The 1,216-nt window shown below is 75.5% G+C and carries 1 protein-coding gene; it reads left to right on the top strand.

Annotated features, from left to right (window positions below; translation table 11 throughout):
• Positions 1-3 precede the first annotated feature (3 nt).
• Positions 4-1,188: a chorismate synthase gene (gene aroC, locus ABD358_RS28310; protein WP_344634015.1), complete on the top strand. Its 1,185-nt coding sequence runs from the start codon at positions 4-6 to the stop codon at positions 1,186-1,188.
• Positions 1,189-1,216: the final 28 nt, after the last annotated feature.

The following is a 1,216-nucleotide window of genomic DNA, read 5'->3' as shown; positions in this document are numbered from 1 at the left end:
CCGTTGAGCAGGTTGCGCTGGCTGACCGCGGGGGAGTCGCACGGTCCCGCACTGGTGGCGACGCTGGAGGGGCTGCCCTACGGGGTGCCGATCACCACCGAGATGGTGGCGGACGCCCTGGCCCGGCGGCGGCTGGGCTACGGGCGCGGGGCGCGGATGAAGTTCGAGCGGGACGAGGTGACCTTCCTCGGCGGGGTCCGGCACGGGCTGACGCTGGGCTCTCCGGTGGCGATCATGGTGGGGAACACCGAGTGGCCCAAGTGGGAGAGGGTGATGGCGGCCGATCCGGTGGACGAGGCCGAGCTGGCCGCGCTGGCCCGGAACGCGCCGCTGACCCGCCCCCGGCCCGGTCACGCGGACCTGGCGGGGATGCAGAAGTACGGGGTGGGCGACGCCCGGCCGATCCTGGAGCGGGCCTCGGCGCGGGAGACCGCGGCCCGGGTGGCGCTGGGCGCGGTGGCGCGGTCGTATCTGAAGGAGACGGCCGGCATCGAGATCGTCAGCCATGTGGTGGAGCTGGGCGGGGTGGGGGCGCCGGCCGGGGTGCTGCCGCGGCCCGGAGACGTGGCGCGGCTGGACGCCGATCCGGTGCGCTGCCTGGACGCGGACGCCTCGAAGGCGATGGTGGAGGTGATCGACCGGGCGCACAAGGACGGCGACACCCTGGGCGGTGTGGTCGAGGTGCTGGCCTACGGGGTGCCGGTGGGGCTGGGCTCCCACGTGCACTGGGACCGGCGGCTGGACGCCCGGCTGGCCGCGGCGCTGATGGGCGTCCAGGCCATCAAGGGGGTGGAGGTCGGCGACGGCTTCGCGCTGGCCCGGGTGCCCGGGTCGCGGGCGCATGACGAGATCGTGCCCGGTGAGGGCGGGATCCGGCGGGTCACGGGCCGGTCCGGGGGCACCGAGGGCGGGTTGTCCACCGGGGAGCTGCTGCGGGTGCGGGCGGCGATGAAGCCGATCGCCACCGTGCCGCGGGCGCTGGCCACGGTGGACGTGGCCACCGGTGAGGAGGCGCGGGCGCATCACCAGCGGTCGGATGTGTGCGCGGTGCCGGCGGCCGGGATCGTGGCCGAGGCGATGGTGGCGCTGGTGCTGGCGGACGCGGTGGCGGAGAAGTTCGGCGGCGACCATGTCGCCGAGACCCGCCGCAACATCACCGGCTACCTGGACGGTCTGGAGATCCGGTGAGCGCCGCGGAGCCACACGGCACCGGCCC

The organism is Streptomyces glaucosporus, assembly GCF_039533345.1.
GTDB lineage: Bacteria > Actinomycetota > Actinomycetes > Streptomycetales > Streptomycetaceae > Streptomyces > Streptomyces glaucosporus.
This window is presented reverse-complemented; position numbering and strand designations above follow the sequence as displayed.